A 23,144-nucleotide genomic window follows, 5' to 3' on the forward strand; every position below is an offset into this window, starting at 1 on the left:
CAGCAAGGAGTTGTGAGACACATGAGCGATTACGAACAAGAGAACGGCCATCAGGAAGGCGAAGGCAAACGCAGGACGGTGCATCCGATTTGGCTGGACGAATTCGAATTCGATTTTGACAAAGAAGAGCAAGAGCAGCATCGAAGTCATGAGGGGGACAAGGATCGGGAGAAGGAGGAGACTAAAGTTCATCTCTCGACGTTCAGCATCCCGATGGCCGGACGCAGGAAGCGCTCCGAACGTGGGCAGCAGAAGCCGGAACCCGTTCCGATTCCCGAACATATTGATGATTATATCGACTTGTTGGAGCAGGAAGTGGGCTACAAGAAGAGCTTCGACGTCGTCGTCCGCGAGATGACTTTCGCCGACAAGAAGACCGCGCTGTTCTTCATGAACGGATTCGGGAAAGACGTCATTCTTCAAGATGTGCTCAAGCGCCTGACCTATTTGCAAGCAGATGATCTGAATACGCATGCGCTTGAGTCTTTCCTGGTGAATTACATTCCCGCGGTCCAGGTCGTGAAGGAAAGCGATTGGAACACGATGATGACCAACGTGCTTGCCGGAGCGAGCGCCTTCTACGTAGACGGCGAGAAAGAAGTGCTCCTGATCGACGCCAAGTCCTTCCCGGCACGCGGTCCGGAGGAGCCGACCTTGGAGCGCGTCGTCCGCGGCAGCCGCGACGGCTTCGTGGAGACGCTGATGACGAACGTCACCCTCGTCCGCCGTCGTCTGCGCGACAAAAATTTGCGGTATGAGATCATGCGGGTCGGCGAGCGGACGCAGACGGACGTCTGTATTGCCTATATCGATGACATCGTGGACAAAGAACTGGTCGAGTCGATTCGCGATAAAATACAACAGGTGAAGCTCGATGGCCTGCCGCTAGCCGATAAGCAGCTGGAGGAGGCGACCGTAAAGCGGGGCTGGAGCCCGTTCCCGCTCGTGCGGTATTCGGAACGTCCGGATACCGTGGCGTCCCATTTGCTTGAAGGGAACGTAGCGGTGTTCGTGGACACGACGCCGAGCGTCATGATTCTGCCGACGACCTTCTTCGATCATATTCAGCATGCGGAGGAGAACCGTCAGGCGCCATTTATCGGAACGTACTTGCGATGGGTCAGATTCATCGGCATATTCGCTTCCCTGTTCTTGCTGCCGATCTGGTTCTTGTACGCGCTTGACCCGGGATTGAAGCCCGCCGGGCTCGAATTTCTCGGCGCGGAAAAAGCAGGCCGCCTGCCGCTCGTTGTGCAATTCCTGATGGCTGAGCTGGGGATCGACTTGCTGCGGATGGCCGCGGTTCATACGCCGACGCCGCTGGCTACTGCGATGTCTCTTATATCTGCGATACTCATCGGGGATATTGCCGTCTCGACGGGGTTGTTCATTAATGAGGTCATTCTCTACATGGCGATTGCCGGAATAGGGATGTTCGCTACTCCGAGCTATGAGCTAGGGCTTGCCAACCGGATCGTGCGGCTCGTGCTGATTGTGGCCGTCGCTACCTTCAAGGTTCCCGGGCTTGTGCTTGCTTCCGCGGGGATCATCATCATGCTTGTCATGGAACGTTCGTTCAATCGGCCTTACATGTGGCCGTTCATCCCGTTCGATGCAAAAGGGCTGTGGAATATCATTCTGCGTCCGCCCGTTCTGCACAACCGTACGCGTCCGAATCTGCTGAAGCCGCAGCAGAGGGATAAAATGCCAAGCGGGAATAACGGCGGAACGCATTAGTTTGTAGTAGCGTATATACTTTACGTTTAACCTTCAGATTTGTAGTGTACCCGGATGGAATGCGCTGCGCCGTTTAGGGCGGCGGCAGCCGTTTCACCTACGGCACGCAAATAGTGCAAATCAAATGCGGAATTATCCATTTTACGCTTTGGCGGGGGTGCGGTATACTGGCGTTAAATGATGCAAGTTTAAGTCATGGGTGAACAAGGAGAATTCGGAGGGGAAATCATGTATCTACACGGAACAAGTTCTATTAACGCACAAGGACACTTGGAGATTGGCGGCTGTGACGTCACCGATCTTGCTAAACAATATGGCACCCCGCTTTATATCGTAGATGAGACGCTCGTTCGTCAGCGTGCTCGTGAATATGTGGAGGCATTCCGCACTTCCGGCTTGAAATTCCAGGTTGCTTACGCAAGCAAAGCGTTCAGCACAATGGCGATGTGCGCTATTGCCGAACAAGAAGATATGTCGCTGGACGTCGTATCCGACGGCGAACTGTACACGGCGCTTAAGGCAGGCTTCCCGGCTGCCCGTATCCATTTCCACGGCAACAACAAGACGCCGGACGAGATCAACATGGCGCTCGACGCGAACATCGGCTGCTTCGTGGTGGACAACTTTATCGAGCTGCAGCTGCTTAATGCCCTTGCCGGCGACAAAGGCAAGAAGGTAAACGTTCTGCTGCGCGTAACGCCAGGCGTTGAAGCGCACACGCATGACTACATCTCTACGGGCCAGCAAGATTCCAAATTCGGCTTTGACGTAAGCAACGGCGCAGCATTCCGTGCTGTCCAAGAAGCTGCGGGTCTGGCTAATCTTGAACTGCTCGGCGTTCACTCGCATATCGGCTCGCAAATCTTCGAGGTGGACGGCTTCCAGATGGCTGCCGGCAAAGTAGCGCAATTCGCTGTTAACGTCCGCGACGAGCTGAACGTAACATTCCGCGTTATTAACCTGGGCGGAGGCTTCGGGATCCGTTATGTTGAAGGCGACACGCCGTTGCCGATCGCAACGTATGTGAAAGCGATCACGGACGCGATCAAATCGAACTTCGGAGAAGCGAACTATCCGCTGCCGGAAATTTGGGTTGAGCCGGGCCGCAGCATCGTCGGCGATGCCGGAACTACATTGTATACGATCGGTACAAGCAAGGACATTCCGGGCGTTCGCAAATATATCGCTGTTGACGGCGGTATGACGGACAACCCGCGCCCAGCGCTGTACGAGTCCAAGTATGAAGCCGTGATCGCGAACCGTGCGAACCAAGCGGCCGATGAGACGGTAACCGTTGCGGGCAAGTGCTGCGAGAGCGGCGACAAGCTGATCATCGACTGCGAACTGTCGAAGCCGGAAGTCGGCGATCTGCTCGCTGTATTCTGCACCGGCGCGTACAACTACGCGATGGCAAGCAACTACAACCGGATTCGCCGTCCGAGCGTAGTCTTCGTTAAGGACGGCCAGGCTGATCTGGTCGTTAAGCGCGAATCGCTTGACGATATCGTCGGCAACGATGTTATTCCTGAACGTATGAAGCGTACTTCCGCTGCGAAGTAATAACAATCCATAGGCTACCATCCTTGTCCCCCGAATATCGACGCCGTCGTTGATATTCGGGGGACAAGCTTTTGCTTGGCGTTTGTTTCTGCTATAATGGCAATGTTTATCAGGTAGTGAGCAAGACGAATACAGTTCGTTTATGAGACCGAAAGGATTGATTACATTGGCTAAACAAGCAAAGATTACAATGGCTGACGGAGCGGAAGTAACGCTCGACCTGTTCGACCAAGACGCGCCGAATACGGTTGCGAATTTCGAGAAGCTCGCGAATGAAGGCTTCTACAACGGCCTTACGTTCCACCGCGTTATCCCTGGCTTCGTCGCACAAGGCGGATGCCCGAACGGCATGGGCACAGGCGGCCCAGGCTACACGATCAACTGTGAGATCAACCCGAACAAGCATGAGCGCGGTACGCTCGCAATGGCACACGCTGGCCGTAACACGGGCGGCAGCCAGTTCTACATCTGCTACCAGCCACAGCCGCATCTTGACGGCGGACATACCGTATTCGGTAAAGTGTCCAAAGGCATGGAGCATGTCGACACGTTCAAGAACGGCGTGAAGATGGAGAAAGTCGAAATCTTCGAAGTGTAATAACGCGAAGTCGACAGCCCGCACGGCGATAAGCCGTACGGGCTTTCTTTATGCTGTACGATAAGTTCCGCATTTTGCACGCCTCTCTTCCATGGAACCGTGTCTGTGACGCTAAGAATGGCGCTGTGACGTCCGTTATCGTGCCATCCTGGAACGCTTGTCCGTTTCGATAGGGACATGTTCGTGTATAGAATCAGTAAGCGATAGGGGTATCCAGCAGCCTGTAATACGGGCTGACTTAACTCTTAACGAGACCAGAAGAAGAGGTGGCGAACATGGAGAAGGAGCAATATTACGTATCGGTATCCGCGCGCACGATCGAGACGTCGCCGTCGCGGTCCGAGCAGCTGGAGATCGAAGCAACCGAACAGGAGCTTAACGAATTGCAAGCCAGACTCGAGCGTGAAGAGCATGACTACAACGTAACTTCGGGCAGGGCGCTCATTCCTTACAAATCGGCCGAGCGCGATCCCGCGACAGAGGCGTTCAGCGAGCACCTGCTAGAGCTGTATGCGTACATTTATGAGCTCGGTACGCCGTCGACCCGCGAGCACATCGAATCCATGGACATCCTGCCAGAGCTGAAGAATCAGAATATGGACTTGCCAGGGTACAAGTAGGCGACTCGCCGATCTGATTCCCTTGCGAACACCCTTTTTTACGGAAGGGTGTTTTTTGGCATGCTCCTAAGCTAGCTGCAGAGCTGTCCTCCGCTTCATTGGCATAGCAAGGAAATGGGTTGCTTTTTTCAGAGCCGAGTGGTAACATTTTTGTCAAAGTATTTGCAGCTAACCTTCGGGGTAGGGTGAAATTCCCAACCGGCGGTGATCAAGGCTTCCATTGACTACCTTTCGCAAGGCGTCATTAATGAAGTGCTTGTCAGTCCGTGACCCGTGCTTGCTGGCTTCTTCTCGTCGAACGACTGAAGCTAATGCCGCAAGAACGGTGGACCCGGTGTGAATCCGGGACCGACAGTAAAGTCTGGATGGGAGAAGGCGACGGCAGCGAAATCGGATTCCTGTTTCCTGGATTACTTGTACCTTTTTTCACAAGTAAGAAGGGTTTATTCGGATGTGTATTTGAGCTGTTCCTCATCGTTTGATCACCATCACCCCGTCGGCATTTATGCGGATAGGGGTGTTTTTATTTGGAAGCAATTATCAATGATGGTTACTATATGCAGCTAGCCATCGACATGGCCAAGAAAGCTAGCGGCCAGACGGATATTAATCCCGTGGTCGGCTGCGTCATTGTGAAGGAAGGCCGAATTATCGGCTTGGGCGCGCATCTGAAGCGCGGCGAAGGCCATGCTGAAGTACATGCGCTGCGGATGGCAGGTGAAGAAGCAGAAGGCTCCACAGCTTATGTGACGCTTGAGCCCTGCAGTCATCATGGCAAGACGCCTCCTTGCTGCGAACGCTTGATCGACGCTAAGGTTGCCCGTGTCGTGGTGGCCTGCACCGATCCGAATCCGATGGTCGCAGGAAGGGGCATCTCTCGTCTGCGCGAAGCGGGCATTGAAGTCGATGTAGGTCTTCTCGGCGACGTCTCGCTGCAAATGAACGAGAAGTTCAACAAGTTCATTACGACCCGGCAGCCATATATCACGCTTAAGACGGCGATGACGCTCGATGGCAAGATTGCAGCCAAGACCGGCGACAGCCGTTACGTGAGCGGTCCGGCGGCACGCGAGCACGTCCATACCCTTCGGCATCAGCATATGGGCATTATGGTCGGCGTGCAGACGGCGCTAGCGGATGACCCGGAGTTGACGACCCGGCTGAGCGTTCCGGCACTGCATCCTACCCGGATTATCGTCGATTCGAAGCTTCGTCTGTCTCCTGAAGCGCGGCTGTTCCACAACCGGGAAGTGCCGATCATCATACTGACCGTGGAAGGGGCAGATCCTAATAAACGGGCTGCGCTCGAAGCGCAAGGGGCGAAGGTTATTACTTGCGGCAATGGCGAGCAGGTCGATCTTACGCTAGCCATGAAGCAGTTGGGCGAGGAAGAGATCGGTTCGATTCTGCTGGAAGGCGGCGGGAAGCTTAACGGGGCCATGCTAGAGCTTGGGCTGGTGGATAAAATCATGCTGTTCATCGCACCGAAGCTCATCGGCGGAGATAATGCCCCCGGCGCTTTTTCGTTCGGCGGATTCGGGAAGATGGCCGACGCGATCCAGCTTACGGGCGTTACTATGGAACAGGTTGGCGATGACTTCTGCTTGACCGGTTATCCTGCAGGGCGATAGCGACTAGTCTCGCTGAAGGCTGCAGACTAGGAGGGTATGCGACATGTTCACTGGATTGATTGAGGAGGTAGGCGCGCTGCGCCGCGCTTACCAGCAAGGAGAAGCGATGCTATTGACCATCGAAGCGTCCCGCGTGCTTGAAGGGGTGGCGCTCGGTGACAGCATTGCCGTCAATGGCGTATGTCTGACGGTTACGGAATTCAACCGTTCGTCCTTTACGGTAGACGTGATGCCGCAGACGTTTCGCCATACGAATTTGAAGGATACGCGGCCCGGAGAGAAAGTCAATCTCGAGCGAGCCATGCAAGTCGGCCAGCGCTTCGGCGGCCATATCGTGCAGGGCCACGCCGACGGCACGGGGACCATCGAGTCCCGGACGCACGACGCGAATGCGGTCGTATTCACGATCCGTCCACATGATTCGGCGCTGATGAGGTATGTTATTGCACAGGGCTCCGTGACGCTGGACGGCATCAGCCTTACGGTCGTCAGCAGGGACCCGCACGCGTTCTCGGTGTCCATCATTCCGCACACCTTGAAGGAAACCGCCCTTCAAGGCAAACAGCCCGGCAGCGTCATTAACATCGAGACCGACGTGCTGGGCAAATATATCGACCATCTGCTTCATGAACCGAGAGTTCCACGGGAGGAGCAGCCGAATGACGGCCGTTCGCGCAGCGGCGGCGGAGTTACGGCCGCGTTTCTGGCGGACAATGGCTTTTTCTAAGGAGGGAACAAGATGAACGAGCAGGATACAAGACTGGAAGCATCGCTCGAGGGAATTTTCGATTCGATCGAAGAGGCTCTGGAGGATCTCAAGCAGGGTAAGGCCATCATCGTCGTTGACGACGAGGACCGGGAGAACGAAGGTGACTTGATCGCGCTCGCGGACAAGACGACGCCGGAAGTCATCAACTTCATGATCACGGAAGCGCGCGGGCTGGTGTGCGTGCCGATTACGCAGGAGCGGGCCGAAGAGCTTGACCTGCCGCCGATGGTCACGCATAATACCGATTACCACGGTACGGCGTTCACGGTGTCGGTCGACCATGTGACGACATCCACGGGCATCTCCGCTTTCGAACGGTCCGAGACGATTAAAGGGTTGATCGATCCGAGCTGCAAGGCGTCCGATTTTCGCCGGCCCGGCCATATCTTCCCGTTAATCGCGAAGAACGGCGGCGTACTTCGCAGAGCAGGGCATACCGAAGCGGCGATTGATTTGGCGCGAATGTGCGGCAGCGCGCCGGCCGGCGTCATTTGCGAAATTATTAAGGAAGACGGTACAATGGCAAGACTGATGGATCTGGTGGAGTTCAAGCGCCAGCATGGCCTGAAGCTGATCTCGATCGAGATGATGATCCAATACCGGAACGCCAAGGAGAAACTCGTTCAGCGTGCGGTCGATGTCAAGCTGCCTACCGACTATGGCGACTTCCGGGCGATCGCCTATACGAACGAAGTGGACAGCAAGGAGCATGTCGCGCTGGTCAAAGGCGAGATCGATCCTGCGCGTCCAACGCTTGTCCGCGTGCACTCGGAATGCTTGACCGGCGATGTGTTCCATTCGCACCGCTGCGATTGCGGACCGCAGCTTGCCGCCGCGCTGTCCCAGATTGAAGCGGAAGGCAGCGGAGTGCTGCTGTATATGCGGCAGGAAGGCCGCGGCATCGGTTTGATTAATAAATTAAAGGCCTATTCGCTCCAAGAGCAGGGATTAGACACCGTCGACGCGAATATTAAATTGGGTTTTGCGCCTGATCTCCGCGATTACGGGATTGGCGCGCAGATTCTGAAAGATCTCGGCATCACCCAGATGCGGCTGTTGACGAACAACCCGCGGAAGATCCGCGGCCTTGAAGGCTACGGCATCGAGGTCGTCGAACGCGTGCCGATTCAGATGGAAGCCAACGCGACGAACGAGCCATATTTGCAAGCGAAGAAATCGAAGCTCGGCCATTTGCTCGAGTTTGAAATATAAGCACCCGCCGTACACAAGCAAGTACATAATCGAAAAGGGGATATTCACATGCCACATGTATTCGAAGGACATTTAGTTTCGCAAGGACTGCGCTACGGGATCGTAGTCGGCCGTTTCAACGAATTTATCGTCAGCAAGCTGCTCAGCGGGGCGCTGGATGGCCTGAAGCGTCATGGCGTCAATGATGACGAAGTCGAGATCGCTTGGGTGCCAGGCGCATTCGAAATTCCGCTTATCGCGCAGAAGATGGCCGAATCCGGCAACTACGACGCCGTCATTACGCTTGGCGCGGTTATTCGGGGGTCAACGCCGCACTTTGACTTCGTCTGCAATGAAGCGGCGAAAGGTGTTGCGGCCGTTGCCTTGAAGACTGGCGTTCCGTCGATCTTCGGCGTTCTGACGACGGACTCCATCGAGCAGGCGGTTGAGCGTGCCGGTACGAAAGCGGGCAACAAAGGGTACGAGTCGGCGATCAGCGCGATCGAGATGGCGAACCTGACTAAATCTTTGAAGGGCTAATGCACTTCATTCAAGCGTAATAGAAGCATTATCGGGAGGAAGGCAACACCATGTCGGTTACGTACAAACTGGAATCTTTTGAAGGTCCGCTTGACCTGCTTCTTCACCTGATCGATAAGGCGGAGATCGACATTCACGAGGTGTCCATCAGCGAAATTACGGATCAATATATGGACTATCTGAATGCAATGCAGGAGCTGGAGCTTGAAGTGACCAGCGAGTTTCTCGTCATGGCCGCCACCCTCCTGTCGATTAAGAGCAAGCAGCTGCTGCCTAAGCCTCCGATCATTGAAGAGGAGTATGATTATTGGGAGGACGACAGCGGGCTCGATCCTCGCGATGAGCTCATCGCCAAGCTGGTGGAATACCGCAAGTACAAGCAGATTGCCGAGCAGCTTCGGGATATGGAATTCGAGCGCAGCTTGGTCTATACCAAAGAACCCGAAGACCTGACGCCATACATGCCGGTTATTCCGGAGAATCCGGTCAAAGGATTGCATGTAGGCGATCTGATCAAGGCATTCCAGCGTGCGCTCCGTAAGGCGACGCGGCGGAATGTGGTAGCTACCGTCCATCGCGATGAGGTATCCGTCAAAGACCGGATTCGTGACATCGTCCAGGTGCTGCGCGAGTTCGAGACGGTCCGGTTCTCCAAGCTGATCAAGACCGAGATGAGCCGGCACGAGATTGTCGTCACCTTCCTGGCGCTGCTGGAATTGATGAAGATGAAGCATATCCGTTGCTTCCAGCATCAGTTGTTTGACGATATCGTGATACATTGGAGAGGGGAAGCGGCAGAAAGTGGATTACTCGAAATTGAAGACAGTTACTGAAGGCTTGCTGTTCATGGCAGGAGACGAAGGATTGACCGCCAAGCAGCTGGCTGACATTCTGCAGACTGACACCGCCGTTGCGCACGATATCGCCAAAGACCTGATGAGCGAAATGAAGAAGAATAAGCGCGGCATCCTAGTCTCGCTCGTTGCAGGCGCTTTCCGGCTCACGACCAACCCGGATCACGCGCCGTTTTTTGAACGGATGGCGTATTCCCCGACAAGATCCAGCCTTTCGCAAGCGTCGCTGGAGACGCTGTCAATCATCGCCTACCGCCAGCCCATTACGCGGATCGACATCGAAGAGATTCGCGGCGTGAAGAGCGATCGGGCGCTCCAGACGTTAATGGCGAAGGATCTGATCGAGGAAGTCGGCCGCGCGGAAGCGATCGGCAGGCCGATTCTGTACGGGACGACGAAGTCGTTCCTCGACTATTTTTCACTGCCAAGCTTGGAATCGCTGCCCGAACCGTCAGCCGTTGACGATGACGCGCTGGATGAGCAGACCCAGCTGTTGTTCGAGAAGCTCGAGGGGCGTCAGATGACGATCGAAGAGCTGCCACCGGGGCATAACAAAGAATAGCACCAAATGCCAAACATGAGATTTGTTCGTAAGATCCATACTATCACTGAACTTAACAGAAATGGGGGAGATGACCCATGCTGGGTTACCCGTTCGGTGGTTGGATCGCGGCAGGTCTCTTTTTTTTGCTGCTGACCGCTGTGCTCCTGTCACGGCTTGTCGTGCGAGGCATCGTTAGCCGCATTGGCGAAGATGATCATGTCGAGCTGCGTATCCGAGGTCTGATGGGCCTCGTGAATTACCATTGGGAGCTGCCTATTATGCGCTTCACAAGCTTGAGCAAAGGCGTGGAGATGAAACAGGAGAAGACCTCCACGAACATGGGAGGCGACAGCGAGCAGATTTCCAAAGAAAAGGTCGATAAGGAAACGATTATCAAGCAGATCGATTGGATGCGCGTGCTGCTGCAGCAGACGGATCAGCTGTTAGGTTGGGTCCGAATCACGCTGAATCACGTCCATCTGACCGATTGGCGCTGGCGTTCTGCCGTGGGCACAGGCGATGCAATGTGGACGGCTATGCTGACGGGCATGGCGTGGACGGTCAAAACAACCGCGATCGGCGTTATATCGCAGCTGATTCGTCTGAAGACGGAGCCTAAAGTGACCGTTGAACCGGTGTATGCCAAAGCGCATTTCTCGACGGAGTGGCATTTCTCCGCGCATATCCGCCTGGGTTACGCGATTTTTGCCGGCGTTCATCTGCTGTACCGGATGCGCAAAGCGCGCGGGATTCTCCGCGGTCTTGTCGGCTGGCAGCGAATTCTGATGAGGGCGTAACCGGACTGTCCCCGGCAGCCACATAGAATGATTCGCTCAAGGGTAAACTGAATGTGGCAGAAAACATGAATGATAAGCAGCCAAGAGGAGGGCCAAGCAGCAATGAACGAGCATCCGATACAAGGGTTAATGCAAACGGCCATGGAGAACATCAAGGAAATGGTCGACGTCAATACGATCGTTGGCGACCCGGTACAGACGCCTGACGGCAGCGTTATTATGCCTATAAGCAAAGTAGGCTTCGGCTTCGTTGCCGGGGGCAGCGACATCCGATTGGGCAATATGGCCGATCAGGCTTCGGGAAATGCCGCATCCAACAATGATGCGCATAATGCCCTTGTCAGCATGCCTTTTGGCGGCGGCAGCGGCGGCGGCGTATCGATCACTCCGATCGCATTCCTGGTTGTAGGCACACAAGGCGTTCGCGTCGTTCCGCTCGATAGCCAGACTCATCTGGTGGAGCGCGTTATCGAGTCCGCGCCGCAAGTATTCGAGAAGCTTCAAGGGATGTTCAAAAAGAACGGCAATCAGCACGATGAACAGGCCAGTGCTGTCTATATCGACACGATCAATACGACGGACGGCCATATCATCTAAGCCGATGCGTTAAAATCTGGTCTTCCAGGAAAACTGCTCGCATGGAGCAGTTTTCTTATTTATAGACTTAAAGAATCGTTAGCGACATAACCTCGTCCCACGCTCATATAATGTACAAGACCAATGTAGGGCTAACCTGCCCGAGGAATACAAGGAGGATTACGTTTGTATGAGGCCACACCGTACACGTACTTGGCTCGCAGGTATTCTTGTGATGGCATGCTCGGCCATGACGGTCGTTCCGGCACACAAGGCAGACGCGGCGCCATCGATCTATACGAATGCCCAAGCAACGTCCTTAATTGATGTAGAATCCGGCCGCATCCTGTACAGCGAAGACGGCGACAAGCCTATGTTAATTGCGAGCTTAACCAAGATCATGACGGCGATCGTGGCGATTGAGCACGGGAAGCTGGCTGATATGGTCAAGACGAGTAAACGGGCGGCTGGCAAGGAAGGCTCATCGATCTATTTGAAGCTGGGAGAGCAGATGAGCCTGAAAGATATGCTGTACGGCTTGATGCTGCGATCGGGTAACGATGCGGCAACCGCTATTGCTGAGCATGTCGGAGGGTCCGAAGAAGGTTTCGTCTATCTGATGAACGAAAAAGCGAAGGAGCTCGGCTTGACGAACAGCCACTTCATGAATCCGAGCGGACTTGACGCGAAAGGGCATTATTCCTCTGCCAATGATTTGGCCAAGCTTACGGCGTACGCGATGCACAATCCCGTATTCAAAGAAATCGTGAAGACGCCGGGCAAGCGGGTGGAAGGGCGCGATTACCAGTGGGTGAACAAGAACAAAATGCTTCGGATGTATGACGGAGCAGACGGCGTCAAGACAGGCTATACGAAGGCGGCGCTCCGTTGTCTGGTCAGCTCGGCTACGCGGAATGATCAACAGCTTGCAGCGGTTACGCTGAGCGATCGCAGCGACTGGGCGGATCATGCGAAACTGTTCGATTGGGGCTTTGCGAATTTTCCGCTTACGGAACTTGCCTACAAGGGGCAGTTGGTCGATGGCTACTTGCTTGCGGCAGGCAGGACCGTACGGTATCCGCTAGCAAAGAACGAGCAAGGCGCCTTATCCACGAAGCTCAACCTTATTGATCCGGCTTCCATCTCGTACTCGCTTGGCGAGCGGGGCAAGCTGGAGTGGTCCATGAACGGGAAGCCGATTGCCGTAACGCCGGTCTATGACGTCATGGGATCAAGATTGTCATTGCCCGAACGACCTGCATGGGCAACGGAGGAAACCGCGGATCGCACGGCTAGACCATGGGCGTATTCGCTGCGCCATTCGCTTACACGGGTGCTAAAAACGTTGTTTGGAGGAATGGGGGCATAGAAGATGGTAAACTGGATATGGCTGTTTTTCATTGCGGCGAGCTTCGTGGCTGCAGCCATTAACGGCAACATGGAGGCGCTGACCGAAGCGGCCTTCGATGGAGCCAAGAACGGGGTATCCGTAAGCTTCGGCCTGATCAGCGTGATGGTGTTCTGGCTCGGGCTTATGCGAATTGCTGAGGACGGCGGCCTGCTGAACAAGCTGGCTGCCTTACTCCAGCCCCTCGTGCGCATGTTGTTCCCTGATGTTCCGAAAGGACATCCGGCACTCGGCTATATCATGAGTAACATGAGCGCGAACATTCTTGGCCTCGGTAATGCAGCTACGCCGATGGGGATTAAGGCGATGCAGGAGCTGCAGAAGCTCAACCCGGATAAGGAAACGGCGACGCCGGCCATGTGCACGCTGCTGGCCTTGAATACGGCGAGTATAACGCTGGTGCCCACGACGTTGATCGCCATTCGCATGACGTACGGCTCAGCGCATCCCGCCGAGATTGTCGGGACGACGCTAGCAGCGACGGCTGTTGCTACCGTTGCGGCTATTGCTGCTGACCGTTGGTACCGATCGCGAAGCAAACCGCCAATCAGCGGCGGCGGCATCGGCAAGACCATTCAGCGCGGCGCTTCACCGCCGGATTCATCCGCTTCGGCTGCTAGTGACGGAATCGCCTCCATTACAGCTTTGCCAACGGCAAGCGGGAAGGGGTGAGGTTCTCGTGTACGCATGGATCACGACGATATCAGCCTGGACCATCCCGTTCATGATTGCTTTTATTCCACTCTATGCCGCTTTCAAAAAAGTGCCGGTCTACGAATCCTTCCTTGAAGGCGCGAAAGACGGCTTCGGCACCGCGATCAACATCATTCCTCATCTCGTCGGTATGATGGTGGCCATCAGCATGTTTCGCGCATCTGGGGCGATGGACTTGATGATCGGGCTAATCCGGCCGTTATTCGACCAACTGGGCATTCCGAGCGAGGTACTCCCATTGGGACTGCTAAGACCACTGACCGGAGCGGGCTCGCTTGCTTTCACGACAGAGCTCATTAAGACGTACGGACCTGACTCCATGATCGGACGGATCGCTTCCACGATACAAGGCAGTACCGATACAACGCTATACGTGCTTACCGTTTACTTCGGCGCAGTCGGGATCCGACGCAGCCGCTATGCGCTTAAGGTAGGATTATTCTCGGATTTAGTCGGTTTTCTTGCTGCTATCTTTATCTGCTTATACATATTCGGCTAATATCCGGAGCTTCAAGAACAGCCCATTTCTGCGAAATGATCGGGATAACCGAACGTTTCGACAGAAGCGGGCTTTTTTTCGCTGTCTTTCGCTTTTCTTCTTTGTCGATTTTAGGGTATGATGGAGGATGAGGTGAACGAATTGGAACGATTACAGAAAATATTGGCGCAGGCGGGCATTGCTTCACGCCGCAAATGCGAAGAGTTAATACTGTCCGGAGTTGTTGCGGTTAACGGTGAGACGGTGACTACGCTCGGGGTGAAAGCCGATCCGGCCGTCGATGTCATTACGGTTAAGGGGCGTCCGATCCGCAATGAACAGAAGCTTTACTTAGTGATGAACAAGCCCAAAGGCGTCATCACGAGTGCCAGCGATCCGCAGGGCCGCAAGATCGTGTCCGATTTTCTCCCGGGCATTAAGGAACGCGTCTATCCGGTAGGAAGACTGGACTATGATACGGAAGGTTTGCTGCTGCTTACGAACGATGGCGAGTTTGCGAACTTGCTGACGCATCCGAGCCACCATGTGCCGAAGACGTATTTGGCTACGGTTAAAGGCATTCCGCACGGTACCGCGCTCGAGAAGCTGCAGAAGGGGATCAAACTGGAGGACGGCATGACGCAGCCGGCAGAGGTGGAGTACCAGGACGTCGACCCCGAGAAGAAGCAAGCGACGATCATGATTACGATCTACGAAGGCCGCAATCGCCAGGTTAGGCGTATGTTCGAAGCAATCTCCCATCCGGTAACCCGCCTGAAGCGGATCCGTTTCGGCGAATTGGGACTTATGAACCTGCAGCGCGGCAAGTATCGGCATCTGACGCCTAAAGAAGTGCAGGAGCTGAAGGATATCGCCCTCAAGACACATAAAGTTCAAAAATAGCGAAGTGACGGCATTCAACCTGCCGTCCCATTTTCGTTATAATGAAATTTGCAAGCGAGTTCAACAAGGCAAGGTCGGTGACGCATAGATGGGGAAATACCGCAAAACGACACAAATCGTCATTTTGATTGGGGTCTTGCTGCTCGGCGGATATGCGATCGGCAAGGCGCTTTTTGCATCTGACGACGGTGGCTTGCCCAAGATTGGCGAGAAGCCGCCGGAATTTGCGCTGCTCGGAGAAGATCAAGAGGCGCATAAGCTGTCCGATTATGAAGGCAAGGCGCTTGTCATTAATTTTTGGGGAACGTTCTGTCCGCCCTGTGTCATAGAGACGCCGGAGTTTCAGCGACAATATGAGAAGTGGACAAGTATGGGCAAGCCGTTCGAGATTATCGGCATCAATCTGGGCGAGGATAGCTTGACGGTCCGTAACTTCGTGCAGCAATACGGCTTAACCTACGAGATGCTGTACGACAAAGGCCGTAAGATCATGGCCAAGTACGGCGTAGAATCATTCCCGACGACGTTCTTCGTGAAGCCTGACGGTACGATTATGGATATATTCGTCGGCGGTATGACGGAGGAGGATATCGACAAACGCGTCACGAAACTGCTGCAGTCCTAACTTCGTAAGGAGGATTATTGTTGCTATCTTTCCAGAATACCAAATGTGAATGCGGCCATCAGAATCCGGTAGGCACCGTGCTGTGCGAAAGCTGCGGCAAACCGCTCGAGGAGGCTGAAGCTGCGTCTACGGCTCCGCTCGAGATGCGGTATGACGGCGCAGCAAGGCGGTCGCAGAAGACGAATCCGAGTATCATTGACCGGGTATGGAATTTCTTCTCCTCGGTGAAGATTGCTGTCTGGCTGATCGTAATTACGTTGATCGCTTCAATGATCGGGACGATTTTCACGCAAGAGAGCGCCTTCATTTCATTTGACCCGGACACGTATTACGAAGAGAAATACGGATGGATCGGTAAGCTCTATTATGAGCTCGGCTTCTCGCATACATACGAAACCTGGTGGTTCACAACGCTGATCGTCATGATCGCCACATCGCTCGTCGTCTGCAGTCTGGACCGGGTGCTCCCGCTCTACAAAGCGCTCAGCAAACAGCAGGTCCGCAAGCATGTTCAGTTCCTGAAACGGCAGCGGACGGTTTATGAAGGTGCCGTTGTTGGCGATGCTGAAGAGTGGGTCGCTGAAGTGGAGCAGCAGCTGAAGCGCAAACGTTACAAGGTGAAGCGCGAAGGCACTGCGCTGCTGGCCGAGAAGAACCGGTTCAGCCGCTGGGGACCTTACATCAATCATATCGGCTTGATCGTGTTCTTGCTGGCGGTGCTGCTGCGATCTGTTCCGGGCTGGGCGATGGACAGCTACTTGGCGATTCGGGAAGGCGAGACGCTGCAGATCCCGGAGACGAACTATTATCTTAAGAACGAGAAGTTTACGCTGGACTACTATGCGGATGACGAGCTGCCGGACGAGCTGAAAGGAATCCCTCGGCCTAAGCTTTATCAGACGGATGCCATTCTCTACGAATGTACGGCGGATTGCGATGATCCGCTCAAGGAACCGGTGCTTGAAGAAGTAAGCCAACACGGAATTATCGTGAATGACCCCATGGCTTACGGGGGACTGAAGATCTATCAGTTCGGATACGACGATACGCCGAAGCTCGCGGCCGTTAAGCCTGTCTTGGTGGATAAGACAACAGGCAAGACCTACGGGCCATTCGAGCTGTCGATGCGTAATCCGCAGCTGAATTACGAGCTCGGGCCTTATACGCTGGAGCTGCACTCGAAGTATTTGGACTTTGCGATGGATGAGAAAGGCGAGCCCCGGACCAAATCGGACGAACCTAACGCACCGGCCTTTATCTTTATGTTGAAAGGACCCGGATTGGCGGAGGACGGCGAACCGTATATGTATTTCCCAAGGCAGATCGATAAGGAAAAGTTCAGTCAGGATGCCATTAACGGCGATCTGGCGAATCGGTTCGAGATCAAGGTGCCTTCAATGGAAGGCGTAACCTTCGCCGGAACGGTCAGTACACTTAATATACGGACAGAGATGGCAATGCCTTATATATGGACAGGGACCGCGATTTGGATCTTCGGCGTATTCCTCGGCTCGTACTGGCATCACCGCCGTATCTGGCTGCGAATCGACGAGGGCCGCGTCCTGCTTGGGGCTCATACGAACAAAAACTTTCACGGCATGCGTGCCGATGTCGCTTCGGTCTTGAAGAAGACCGGGATCGATGTGGAGCCGAAGTCGCTCGATAACGGAGGTAATCGCGCTTGAATTCTTCATTGCTGACTTTCAGCAGCGACGCTTATTTGGTCGCGTTCTTTTTATACTGCTTAGGTTTTATCTCGTACGGGATTACGATCGCTGGGGCACGCTACACCAAGCGTGATCCGAAAGCGTATATGAAGCGTTGGGGACGGATCTCGTACGTCATATCATTGCTCGGCTTCGTGTCGCATGTTGCCTTCTTCTTTACCCGATGGATCGGCGGAGGGCATATCCCGACCAGCAATATGTATGAGTTTATCAGTTTCCTGGCGATGATGATCATGCTTGCATTCGTGGTCGTTCATGCCATATACCGCAAGGCGGTTATCGGGTTGTTCACGCTTCCGCTGATCGTCATTATCGTTGCTTATTCCATGGTCTTCCCTCAAGAAGTCCAGCCGCTTATCCCGGCGCTGCAATCCTATTGGCTGAAGATCCACGTTACCACCGCCGCGCTAGGCGAAGCTTTCTTCGCGGTCGGCTTTGCAACAGCGCTGCTGCAGTTGCTGCGCGTGGTCGATTTCCGCGAGAAGAGCCCTCGTGCACGCCGCTCGCAACGTTGGGTAGAGATTGTCATGATCGTCGGCGTGATCATGATCGGGTATCTGGTAAGTGTATTCGGTTTTCGCGCCGCGGGTTATGAAGCGGTCTTCGTGCAAGAGAACGTCACCATCACGGATGCCGGCGTTGATAATACCGAGACGGATGAAGTGGTGTATAGCCTTCCTCCGATCTTTAAGCCATTCAACAGCCAGGTACAAGAGATCGACTCTTTCATCGGTCTGAAGGACGGCGTATTCGAGACACCGCATTGGATGAAGGGCGTAGACGCCGCGCGCAAATTAAATACGATTATATGGTCTATCATTGCCGGGCTTGTGGTATATGCCATTATCCGTCTCATCCTTCGCAAACCGATTGGAGCCGTGCTTCATCCGTTTACGAGAGGGATCGATCCCGATGATCTGGATGAGATCAGCTACCGAACGATCGCGATCGGGTATCCGCTATTCACGCTAGGAGCTCTCGTATTCGCCATGATCTGGGCATATGAGGCTTGGTCGCGATTCTGGGGTTGGGATCCGAAGGAAGTATGGGCACTTATTACATGGCTCTACTATACGGCTTATCTCCATCTGCGGTTGTCCCGCGGCTGGCACGGTGAGAAGTCTGCATGGCTTGCCGTTATCGGCTTTATCGTGGTCATGTTCACGCTCGTCGGCGTCAACTTGGTACTTGTCGGTCTGCACTCCTATGCAGGCGTCTAAATGAAAGAATAAGGAGTCGAAGCGCATATGTCCGAACAGCAGCATCGTATTCTCGTCGTTGACGATGAAGAACGTATCCGCAGATTACTGAAAATGTACTTGGAGAAGGAAGGCTACGTCATCGAAGAGGCTGAGGACGGGGAGAGTGCGCTTCGTCTCGCGAGCGGCCGTGATTTTGATTTGATTCTGCTTGACGTTATGCTTCCCGGTATCGACGGCATCGAGGTTTGCTCGCGTCTTCGTCAGGTGAAGGCGACCCCGGTCATTATGCTGACGGCCAAAGGGGAAGAGATGAACCGCGTACAGGGCTTCGAGGTTGGCGCGGACGATTATGTCGTCAAGCCATTCAGCCCGCGCGAAGTCATCTACCGGGTTAAGGCGATTCTGCGCCGTTCCTCGGCAACCGCGTTCCTGTCAAAGGAGACGCTCACGAGCAACAATATCGTATTCCCGCATCTCATTATCGAGCATGACGCGCACCGTGTCATGGCTGGCGGACATGAGGTTAGCCTGACGCCGAAGGAATACGAGCTGCTGCATTATTTGGCCATCTCGCCGGATAAGGTCTTCTCGCGCGAAGAACTGCTGAAGGATGTATGGAACTACGAGTTCTTCGGCGATCTCCGTACGGTCGATACGCATGTGAAGCGGCTGCGCGAGAAGCTCAATAAGGTGTCTCCGGACGCTGCTTCCATGATCACGACCGTATGGGGCGTCGGCTACAAGCTCGAGGTTCCAAAATAACGATGTTCGGCATGTTATGGCGTAGTGTCGTCGGCAAGCTGTGGATGACAATCATCGCGCTTGTCGCTGTCGTATTGCTCATTCTGGGCGGATTCCTGTTGCAGTATATCGATATGCAGTTCGAGAATTCGCATCAGGTGAAGGTGCTCTTTGTCTATACGGGTATTATCGGGTTTTTGCTATCGACGTTCTTTGCTTTCTTCCTGTCCACGAAGATCACGCAGCCGCTGATTCAAATGAAGAAAGCGGCGGATCTTATAGCGAAAGGAGAGTATCGGACGAGAGTTCCGGTCCGTTCCAATGATGAGATCGGCGATCTGGCCGATACGTTTAACCATATGGCGGAAGAACTCGATACGCTTATCCGGGATTTGAGTCATGAGAAGGATCATCTGGCAAGCGTGCTTCGCAGCATGGGAGATGCCGTCGTTACCTTCGATGCGGAAGGGAACGTGATCTTGTCCAATCCGCCTGGCCAGCAGCTGCTGGATCGGTGGAATGCGATGGATTGGACTGAGGCAGCGGATGCCACGGGCAAGTACCGCATGCGTAACCAGGTGCCGGTTCCAATCTTCGAAATTTACCGAAACGTCCTTCGCAAAGGCCGGGATATGTCGGACAAAGTACATGTTCAGAGCGGCGCATGGTCGATTGTGATGGCGCCTCTTAAATCGAATGATGCTGTTCGCGGCGCTGTAGCGGTTATGCGTGATGTCACCGAGGAGACTAAGCTTGAGAAGCTTCGCAGAGACTTCGTCGCGAACGTCTCGCATGAGATTCGGACGCCGCTCTCCATGCTTCAAGGATATAGCGAGGCGCTGCTCGATGATATTGCCGGTTCGCCGGAAGAACGCCGGGAGCTGGCGCAGGTTATCCATGATGAGTCGCTCCGAATGGGACGATTGGTGAAGGATCTGCTCGATCTGGCCCGGATGGAGGCTGGTCATCTTGAGATGAGCCCGGTCTCGCTGGATCTGACGGACTTGCTGAAGCGAGTGCATCGCAAGTTCAACGTCTATGCCAAGGAAAGAGGCATCGCGCTTGAGCTGGTGCTTGCGCAAGATGAACTGCATCTTGGAGCAGGGGACGAGGATCGCCTTGAGCAGGTGCTTACGAACTTGCTCGATAACGCGCTTCGTCATACTTCCACCGGTGCTTCGATCCGACTCTCCGGGCGGTACACGGAGATCGAGATCAAGCATTATGTACAGATTCAGGTGGAGGATGAGGGCGAGGGCATTCCAAGCGAAGACCTTCCCTTTATATTCGAGCGTTTCTACAAGGCGGATAAGGCCCGCAAACGAGGCGCTTCCTCTGGTGGCACAGGTCTTGGACTTGCCATCGTCAAGAACATCATGGAAGCGCATCGCGGTCGAATTACGGCCGACAGTAAGGTTGGCAAAGGGACGACGTTCACGCTGCTGCTTCCTGTCGAAGCGACATAGATAATGTTTAAGCACACCGGCTCGGTGTGCTTTTTTTGTTGAAGCAAGCCGACTAATCTTGTTGGTCGTGAAACAATTTTCATCAGGATTTACGCGAAATGATTTCTACTTGGAGAAGAATGAGGGAAGGTGGGTACGAAAAAAGCACCGACCCTGGGATCGGTGCTAATTATAAATTAACGAAGCGTGATTTCTTTGGCATTATTCAAATCAGGCAAGGAGGCGATCTGAGCAACCAGTTCCTTCGGAGCTGCTTTGTCAACCGACAGCACCATGATCGCTGCGCCGCCTGCAAGTTGACGACCAACCTGCATCGTTGCGATGTTGACATTGTTGTCGCCGAGCAGTGTACCGATCTTACCGATAATGCCTGGTTTGTCATTGTGGGAGACGAGTACCAGATTGCCTTCTGGAGCAACGTCAACCGGGTATTTGTCGATCTGTACGATGCGTGGACCATAGCCTGTCAGCATGGTGCCGGCAACCGTACGCTCTTCGTTCTTCGAACGAAGGGTAACCGTAACAAGGTTCGTGAAGTCACGGGAGGCAGTCGATTTGTTCACGACGATGTTAACGTTGCGCTCTTTCGCCAAGTGCATCGAGTTAACGACGTTCACTTGCTCGATGCCGAGGTGATGTCCGAGAACGCCGCGTACGATATAGCGTGTCAGCGGCTGGGTATCAACGTCGGCAAGCTCGCCGGAGTAGCTGACTACGATCTCGGCTACTGCGCCTTCTGTAAGTTGAGCAACGAAGCTGCCCAGTTTCTCGCCAAGGCCGAAGTAAGGCTGAAGCACTTTAAGCAGGCTAGCCGGGATCGGCGGCATGTTGACCGCGTTCACGAACGGCTTGTCGCGCAGAATGTTCAGTACCTGTACCGACACGTCAATCGCAACGTTCTCTTGCGCTTCAACCGTAGATGCGCCGAGATGCGGAGTGACGATTACTTTCGGGTGGCTCAGGAATGGATGATCCGCTGCCGGAGGCTCGATCTCGAATACGTCAAACGCTGCACCGGCTACGATGCCTTGATCGATCGCTTCGATAAGCGCCTTCTCGTCGATGATGCCGCCGCGGGCACAGTTAACGATCCGCATGCCCTTCTTCATCACTTCGAACTGTGCGCTGCCGATCATGTGGCGCGTCTCAGGCGTCAGCGGCGTATGAACGGTCATGAAGTCCGCATTGCGTACAATCTCGTCAACCGTGGAGAGGCGAATACCGAGCTGCTCTGCGCGCTCTTCGGTCATGAATGGATCATAGCCCATGATTTCCATACCGAATGCTTTGGCGCGCTTCGCAACCTCGCTGCCGATCCGGCCCATACCGAGTACGCCGAGTACTTTGGTGCGGAGCTCAACGCCCACGAAAGATTTGCGATCCCATTCGCCGCCTACCGTCTTGAGGTAAGCTTGCGGAATGTGGCGCGCGACAGCCATCATCATGGCAAAGGTGTGCTCACATGTTGTAATGGTATTGCCGTCTGGTGCATTAATAACGATGATTCCAAGCTCAGTTGCTGCTTTAAGATCAATGTTGTCTACCCCAACGCCAGCGCGTCCGACTACTTTAAGCTGCTTGCCTGCTTCCATTACGCGCTTGGTAACCCGTGTCTGGCTGCGCACCAGAAGGGCGTCGTACTCGCCGATGATGGCGACAAGCTCGTCCTCGCTAAGACCAGGCTTCTTGTCAACAGCTACATCGGTTGCTTCCACAAGCTGTTGAATACCGAGATCGCTGATTGGATCTGAGACCAAAACTTTGAACATGTGAAGTGCCTCCTGAACGTTATTCCCATAGCATACTTGATTATGCCGCATTAAAGGCTTAAAGCAAGGATGTATGAGGTTTGGGTGCAACGGAATCGCGTATGCTAAAAACCCTCGCTAGCCGCTGATTGCATAACGGGCGAGAGTCTTGTATCGTGATCCGCTTCTATCATTACCGCTTGTCGCATCGCTCCGGACATTGTCGGAATTGTGCGATTTCGCGTACACCGTAACTGTTTTAGACTTTACTATTTTATAGCAACCTTGTGGATAAAATCAATGGCGAAACTTGCCCATTTGTGAAAATTTCGTTAGAATCAAGGGCAAATAAGTCGCTGTAACTGAGGTGTTTTGTGAAGATGTGGGAAGAGATCGCTCCTGGAGAATTTATAACGTTATTGTCGAATGATGCGCTGGAGACTACGCAAATTATTGATGTGCGAGAAAAGCATGAGTGGGATTACTATCATTTGGAAGAGTCTACCTTGCTGCCGATGAACGAGATCCCATCGAAGCTTCATCTGCTGCGGACGGACAAGCCGCTCTATATTGTATGCGCGCACGGGGTGCGAAGTGCGGTTGTATGTAACTATCTGCAAGAAAAAGGCTATGACAACCTCCGCAATGTTTCCGGCGGAATGGCTGCCATAGCCGATCTGCAAGGCTTTGCTTATGACTGAACCCGTAAGGCGAA

23 protein-coding genes and 1 riboswitch are annotated in these 23,144 nt (G+C 54.1%); of the genes, 22 read left to right on the top strand and 1 reads right to left on the bottom strand.

All coding sequences use genetic code 11. The features are described from left to right. Positions 1 to 21: 21 nt before the first annotated feature. The 21 genes from FHS18_RS06255 (at position 22) to FHS18_RS06355 (ending at position 20,681) form a co-directional block, all read left to right on the top strand. Positions 22 to 1,737 carry a spore germination protein gene (locus FHS18_RS06255; protein ID WP_246427483.1) on the top strand — a complete coding sequence of 572 codons (1,716 nt, stop codon included), beginning with the start codon at positions 22 to 24 and terminating at the stop codon, positions 1,735 to 1,737. A 228-nt stretch (positions 1,738 to 1,965) separates the two neighbouring features. Continuing rightward, the gene (lysA, locus tag FHS18_RS06260; protein ID WP_183598095.1) at positions 1,966 to 3,297 is read left to right on the top strand and encodes a diaminopimelate decarboxylase; all 1,332 of its coding nucleotides are present in this window, start codon (positions 1,966 to 1,968) and stop codon (positions 3,295 to 3,297) included. A 166-nt stretch (positions 3,298 to 3,463) separates the two neighbouring features. Further along, complete coding sequence (locus tag FHS18_RS06265) at positions 3,464 to 3,895, top strand: peptidylprolyl isomerase (RefSeq protein ID WP_183598097.1); 432 nt, start codon at positions 3,464 to 3,466, stop codon at positions 3,893 to 3,895. Between the two features lie 275 nt (positions 3,896 to 4,170). Continuing rightward, complete coding sequence (locus FHS18_RS06270) at positions 4,171 to 4,515, top strand: hypothetical protein (RefSeq protein WP_183598099.1); 345 nt, start codon at positions 4,171 to 4,173, stop codon at positions 4,513 to 4,515. A 167-nt stretch (positions 4,516 to 4,682) separates the two neighbouring features. Then, positions 4,683 to 4,896: riboswitch (FMN riboswitch) on the top strand. Between the two features lie 146 nt (positions 4,897 to 5,042). Beyond that, entirely contained in the window at positions 5,043 to 6,146 is a 1,104-nt protein-coding gene (gene ribD, locus FHS18_RS06275) for a bifunctional diaminohydroxyphosphoribosylaminopyrimidine deaminase/5-amino-6-(5-phosphoribosylamino)uracil reductase RibD (protein ID WP_409348534.1), read from the top strand. 43 nt (positions 6,147 to 6,189) lie between these two features. Then, the gene (gene ribE / locus FHS18_RS06280; protein ID WP_183598101.1) at positions 6,190 to 6,873 is read left to right on the top strand and encodes a riboflavin synthase; all 684 of its coding nucleotides are present in this window, start codon (positions 6,190 to 6,192) and stop codon (positions 6,871 to 6,873) included. A gap of 12 nt (positions 6,874 to 6,885) precedes the next feature. Next, positions 6,886 to 8,127: a bifunctional 3,4-dihydroxy-2-butanone-4-phosphate synthase/GTP cyclohydrolase II gene (locus FHS18_RS06285; protein ID WP_221401209.1), complete on the top strand. Its 1,242-nt coding sequence runs from the start codon at positions 6,886 to 6,888 to the stop codon at positions 8,125 to 8,127. Between the two features lie 48 nt (positions 8,128 to 8,175). Then, a complete protein-coding gene (gene ribH / locus FHS18_RS06290) occupies positions 8,176 to 8,646 on the top strand; it encodes a 6,7-dimethyl-8-ribityllumazine synthase (RefSeq protein WP_183598103.1) in 471 nt (156 codons plus the stop codon). 50 nt (positions 8,647 to 8,696) lie between these two features. Next, positions 8,697 to 9,479, top strand: a complete 783-nt coding sequence (locus FHS18_RS06295) for a segregation and condensation protein A (protein WP_183598105.1) — start codon at positions 8,697 to 8,699, stop codon at positions 9,477 to 9,479. Then, positions 9,448 to 10,062, top strand: a complete 615-nt coding sequence (gene scpB / locus FHS18_RS06300; RefSeq protein ID WP_183598107.1) for an SMC-Scp complex subunit ScpB — start codon at positions 9,448 to 9,450, stop codon at positions 10,060 to 10,062. The genes FHS18_RS06295 and scpB overlap by 32 nt, the downstream gene beginning before the upstream one ends. Before the next feature lie 77 nt (positions 10,063 to 10,139). Then, positions 10,140 to 10,841: a DUF2953 domain-containing protein gene (locus FHS18_RS06305; RefSeq protein ID WP_183598109.1), complete on the top strand. Its 702-nt coding sequence runs from the start codon at positions 10,140 to 10,142 to the stop codon at positions 10,839 to 10,841. 102 nt (positions 10,842 to 10,943) lie between these two features. After that, entirely contained in the window at positions 10,944 to 11,438 is a 495-nt protein-coding gene (gene ytfJ, locus FHS18_RS06310) for a GerW family sporulation protein (protein WP_183598111.1), read from the top strand. A 169-nt stretch (positions 11,439 to 11,607) separates the two neighbouring features. Then, a complete protein-coding gene (locus FHS18_RS06315) occupies positions 11,608 to 12,786 on the top strand; it encodes a D-alanyl-D-alanine carboxypeptidase family protein (RefSeq protein WP_183598113.1) in 1,179 nt (392 codons plus the stop codon). A gap of 3 nt (positions 12,787 to 12,789) precedes the next feature. Beyond that, entirely contained in the window at positions 12,790 to 13,497 is a 708-nt protein-coding gene (locus FHS18_RS06320) for a nucleoside recognition domain-containing protein (protein WP_183598115.1), read from the top strand. Positions 13,498 to 13,504: 7 nt separating this feature from the next. After that, a complete protein-coding gene (locus tag FHS18_RS06325; RefSeq protein ID WP_343060424.1) occupies positions 13,505 to 14,038 on the top strand; it encodes a spore maturation protein in 534 nt (177 codons plus the stop codon). Positions 14,039 to 14,179: 141 nt separating this feature from the next. Next, the gene (locus tag FHS18_RS06330) at positions 14,180 to 14,920 is read left to right on the top strand and encodes a pseudouridine synthase (protein WP_183598695.1); all 741 of its coding nucleotides are present in this window, start codon (positions 14,180 to 14,182) and stop codon (positions 14,918 to 14,920) included. An 88-nt stretch (positions 14,921 to 15,008) separates the two neighbouring features. Beyond that, positions 15,009 to 15,545 carry a redoxin domain-containing protein gene (locus FHS18_RS06335; RefSeq protein WP_183598117.1) on the top strand — a complete coding sequence of 179 codons (537 nt, stop codon included), beginning with the start codon at positions 15,009 to 15,011 and terminating at the stop codon, positions 15,543 to 15,545. 20 nt (positions 15,546 to 15,565) lie between these two features. Then, a complete protein-coding gene (gene resB, locus FHS18_RS06340) occupies positions 15,566 to 17,230 on the top strand; it encodes a cytochrome c biogenesis protein ResB (protein WP_183598119.1) in 1,665 nt (554 codons plus the stop codon). Next, positions 17,227 to 18,492, top strand: a complete 1,266-nt coding sequence (gene ccsB / locus FHS18_RS06345) for a c-type cytochrome biogenesis protein CcsB (RefSeq protein ID WP_183598121.1) — start codon at positions 17,227 to 17,229, stop codon at positions 18,490 to 18,492. The genes resB and ccsB overlap by 4 nt, the downstream gene beginning before the upstream one ends. A gap of 27 nt (positions 18,493 to 18,519) precedes the next feature. Continuing rightward, positions 18,520 to 19,236 (top strand): response regulator transcription factor, encoded by a 717-nt coding sequence (locus FHS18_RS06350; protein ID WP_183598123.1) that lies wholly within the window; start codon positions 18,520 to 18,522, stop codon positions 19,234 to 19,236. Between the two features lie 11 nt (positions 19,237 to 19,247). Beyond that, entirely contained in the window at positions 19,248 to 20,681 is a 1,434-nt protein-coding gene (locus FHS18_RS06355; protein ID WP_183598124.1) for a HAMP domain-containing sensor histidine kinase, read from the top strand. Between the two features lie 176 nt (positions 20,682 to 20,857). Here FHS18_RS06355 and serA read toward each other — a convergent pair whose 3' ends face one another. Then, positions 20,858 to 22,450 carry a phosphoglycerate dehydrogenase gene (gene serA, locus FHS18_RS06360; RefSeq protein WP_183598126.1) on the bottom strand — a complete coding sequence of 531 codons (1,593 nt, stop codon included), beginning with the start codon at positions 22,448 to 22,450 and terminating at the stop codon, positions 20,858 to 20,860. A 359-nt stretch (positions 22,451 to 22,809) separates the two neighbouring features. Here serA and FHS18_RS06365 point away from each other — a divergent pair, with 359 nt between their 5' ends. Further along, positions 22,810 to 23,130 carry a rhodanese-like domain-containing protein gene (locus tag FHS18_RS06365; RefSeq protein ID WP_183598128.1) on the top strand — a complete coding sequence of 107 codons (321 nt, stop codon included), beginning with the start codon at positions 22,810 to 22,812 and terminating at the stop codon, positions 23,128 to 23,130. Positions 23,131 to 23,144 lie beyond the last annotated feature (14 nt).

The sequence above is a fragment of the Paenibacillus phyllosphaerae genome, assembly GCF_014192105.1.
Classification (GTDB): domain Bacteria; phylum Bacillota; class Bacilli; order Paenibacillales; family Paenibacillaceae; genus Paenibacillus_Z; species Paenibacillus_Z phyllosphaerae.

Excerpts from the sequence above, each read along its gene's own strand:
- FHS18_RS06255 (WP_246427483.1), top strand. The coding sequence starts at position 22 with ATGAGCGATTACGAACAAGAGAACGGCCATCAGGAAGGCGAAGGCAAA.
- lysA (WP_183598095.1), top strand. The coding sequence starts at position 1,966 with ATGTATCTACACGGAACAAGTTCTATTAACGCACAAGGACACTTGGAG.
- FHS18_RS06270 (WP_183598099.1), top strand. The coding sequence starts at position 4,171 with ATGGAGAAGGAGCAATATTACGTATCGGTATCCGCGCGCACGATCGAG.
- ribE (WP_183598101.1), top strand. The coding sequence starts at position 6,190 with ATGTTCACTGGATTGATTGAGGAGGTAGGCGCGCTGCGCCGCGCTTAC.
- FHS18_RS06285 (WP_221401209.1), top strand. The coding sequence starts at position 6,886 with ATGAACGAGCAGGATACAAGACTGGAAGCATCGCTCGAGGGAATTTTC.
- ribH (WP_183598103.1), top strand. The coding sequence starts at position 8,176 with ATGCCACATGTATTCGAAGGACATTTAGTTTCGCAAGGACTGCGCTAC.
- FHS18_RS06295 (WP_183598105.1), top strand. The coding sequence starts at position 8,697 with ATGTCGGTTACGTACAAACTGGAATCTTTTGAAGGTCCGCTTGACCTG.
- FHS18_RS06305 (WP_183598109.1), top strand. The coding sequence starts at position 10,140 with ATGCTGGGTTACCCGTTCGGTGGTTGGATCGCGGCAGGTCTCTTTTTT.
- ytfJ (WP_183598111.1), top strand. The coding sequence starts at position 10,944 with ATGAACGAGCATCCGATACAAGGGTTAATGCAAACGGCCATGGAGAAC.
- FHS18_RS06315 (WP_183598113.1), top strand. The coding sequence starts at position 11,608 with ATGAGGCCACACCGTACACGTACTTGGCTCGCAGGTATTCTTGTGATG.
- FHS18_RS06320 (WP_183598115.1), top strand. The coding sequence starts at position 12,790 with ATGGTAAACTGGATATGGCTGTTTTTCATTGCGGCGAGCTTCGTGGCT.
- FHS18_RS06335 (WP_183598117.1), top strand. The coding sequence starts at position 15,009 with ATGGGGAAATACCGCAAAACGACACAAATCGTCATTTTGATTGGGGTC.
- FHS18_RS06350 (WP_183598123.1), top strand. The coding sequence starts at position 18,520 with ATGTCCGAACAGCAGCATCGTATTCTCGTCGTTGACGATGAAGAACGT.
- FHS18_RS06355 (WP_183598124.1), top strand. The coding sequence starts at position 19,248 with ATGTTATGGCGTAGTGTCGTCGGCAAGCTGTGGATGACAATCATCGCG.
- serA (WP_183598126.1), bottom strand. The coding sequence starts at position 22,450 with ATGTTCAAAGTTTTGGTCTCAGATCCAATCAGCGATCTCGGTATTCAA.
- FHS18_RS06365 (WP_183598128.1), top strand. The coding sequence starts at position 22,810 with ATGTGGGAAGAGATCGCTCCTGGAGAATTTATAACGTTATTGTCGAAT.